We start from the raw sequence: 2,173 nt of genomic DNA on the forward strand, positions 1-2,173 counted from the left end.
GACTCGCGGCGGGGGCGGTGTGCGTGGCGGGGTACCTTGGCTGGCTCTACGTGTCCCGCGTCAAGCTTCTGGCACAAGATCTCTGGTTTGATTCTTGTGGATCGGGTGGAGCGAGGGGTTGTGCAGGATATCGGCCGGCCGGTGGAAGCCGAGGGCTTCGTGTGGCCGGATGCCGTTGAATACAGCGCGGTACGCCTCGGCCTCCCGGTAGAGGTCTTCGACGGTGGCTATCTGCTCGTGGACGCGGTAGAGGTGCTCGTACTTGAACGAGCCGAACGCCCGCTCGCGTACCCCGTTCTGGCCTGGTGATTTCGCCCTGGTCCTGATGTGGAGCAGTTCGGGCCTGGAGGCGATGAACCGGGCGAACGCGCCGCCGTTGTCGGTCACCAGCTTGATCCGCCGGATCTCGCCGGTCTCGGGGTTCACGGGCAGCAGCGAGGCGAGCGGGGTGCCGCCTATCCGCTCGGCCTCGGCGATCGCGATGCGCACCGCCTCGATCGCGTCGGCACCGGTGCAGGTCGGGGCGATGTGCCAGCCGTGCTCGTACTTCGTGAAGTAGTCGGTGACCCCGGCCAGGCGCCAGATCCCGCCGGCGGTCGTCTCGTACTTGCTGAAATCCAGCTGCCAGACCTCGTTCGGCCGCGTGGGCGGATCGGCGAACGCCGCCTTGCGGGCCTTGGCCAGCTCGCGACGCTCGCCCTGGTAGTCGACCGGCTGAAGCAGGCCGCGGGCTCGCATCGCCCGCTCGACCGTGGAGGCAGAGGCCGGGTGCCCGTCGACGGCCATCAGGGCGTGGATCTTGCGGTGGCCCCAGGCCGGCCAGTCCGCGGCGTACTTCGCCGCCACCGGCTCGACGCCCTCGCGGACAGGGGCCGACCACGGGCCCTTGCTCACCGGCTCACCTGCCCGGTGCCGGGAAAGGTGCCGGTGATAGGTCCGGCGCGGGATGCCGATCAACGTGCAGAACCTCGAGACCGGCATCGCCGCGTCTTGGCGGATCACCTCGAGGTCCTCGAAGGGGCCAGGCGCTCCGCGCTCTTCTTCCACACCCGCAGCTCCACCGTGGCCTCCCCGAGCGCCGCCTTGAGCTCCTCGACCTCCGCCTCGAGCTCGGCCTCGCGGCTGACCGTCCCGGCCGCCTTGGACTCCAGCCCGGCCCGACCGCCTTCGAGGAATTGGCGCTTCCATGTCCCGATGCTCTGCTCGGATACCTTGAACTGCCGGGCCGCATCGGCTGCGGTGACCTCGCCGGCCAGGATCGAGAGCACGATCCGTACCTTCTGCTCCGCCGGGAACGCCGGTGGACGACTCATCATCGACTCCTTGGGTCAGGGCTCAACCATGCCCTGTGCCACAAAGTGTGACGTGCGACATACGGGCGCGAACGCTATGAGCGCTGGGTTGTGGAGCGGCACACTTACCGACCCAAGGATCGTTAGCGAACGCTGGGCGATGGGCTACAGGGGTGCAGGGGTGCAGGGGTGATGGAGTGCTGAGGTGTTGTGGTGCTCGGGCTTGAGGGTTGATTCAGGCGGCCCCAGTTCCGGCGCGCCGGCGCCTCAGCTCCTGAATCGGCCACTTGTCGACCGGTCGATAGTCCATGCGAACAGCGCGAACCGCGTGAACAGCGCCGCGCAGATCGCGGCGGCGGTGATGATGCGTTCTGGGACGGGGATGTATTCGCCGGGGGTGTCGGTCGTGGTGCCGGATATGCCGTAGTCGGCGATGCTGACGACGGCGTTGTTCCAGATGGTCGCGGTGGCTTGGTCGCCGGGGGCGGCCACGTTCCACAGTGCTGTCTGCGCGGGCAGATCGGCGCTCTCTCGTACGCGGTCCGCTGGTGCTGCTGGCGCGGAGCACCAGGGTGAACGCTGCGATCACCCTAGGGCGGCCAGCGCGAGGCCTGGCGCCGCGCGGAGGCTTCTGCGGTCAGCTATGCGTCGAACTCTGACGCGCGTGAATAACCGCGCCGAGGCATGGTTTTCACGGCGCAACGGTAGTACCTGGATAACCAGCAAAGATCTTTCTCGGTGGCCGCGTGAGAGGTGAATGACCGGTTGATCTGGGCTGGCGGGTGGACGCGCGTTCGCGTTCGGACGGCGGGCCAGCTGATGTTGGCGTGAGGTTGCGAAATCGTTGGGGGTAATGGGTAGCGTGCGGCGGGGTGGTGGGG

Annotated in this window: 3 protein-coding genes; all 3 read right to left on the bottom strand. The window is 67.8% G+C overall.

Features of this window, described 5'->3' with window-relative positions; translation table 11 throughout:
• Nucleotides 1-60 precede the first annotated feature (60 nt).
• The 3 genes from KDL01_RS40690 to KDL01_RS40700 all read right to left on the bottom strand — a co-directional run bounded on the left by KDL01_RS40690 (nt 61) and on the right by KDL01_RS40700 (nt 1,784).
• The gene (locus KDL01_RS40690; protein WP_212534068.1) at nt 61-1,002 is read right to left on the bottom strand and encodes an integrase core domain-containing protein; all 942 of its coding nucleotides are present in this window, start codon (nt 1,000-1,002) and stop codon (nt 61-63) included.
• Complete coding sequence (locus KDL01_RS40695) at nt 999-1,313, bottom strand: transposase (RefSeq protein ID WP_212534069.1); 315 nt, start codon at nt 1,311-1,313, stop codon at nt 999-1,001. Before KDL01_RS40695 ends, KDL01_RS40690 begins: the two co-directional genes overlap by 4 nt.
• Before the next feature lie 246 nt (nt 1,314-1,559).
• On the bottom strand, nt 1,560-1,784 hold the full coding sequence (locus KDL01_RS40700) for a hypothetical protein (RefSeq protein ID WP_212534070.1): 225 nt from the start codon (nt 1,782-1,784) through the stop codon (nt 1,560-1,562).
• Nucleotides 1,785-2,173 lie beyond the last annotated feature (389 nt).

The organism is Actinospica durhamensis, assembly GCF_018139695.1.
Taxonomy (GTDB): domain Bacteria; phylum Actinomycetota; class Actinomycetes; order Streptomycetales; family Catenulisporaceae; genus Actinospica; species Actinospica durhamensis.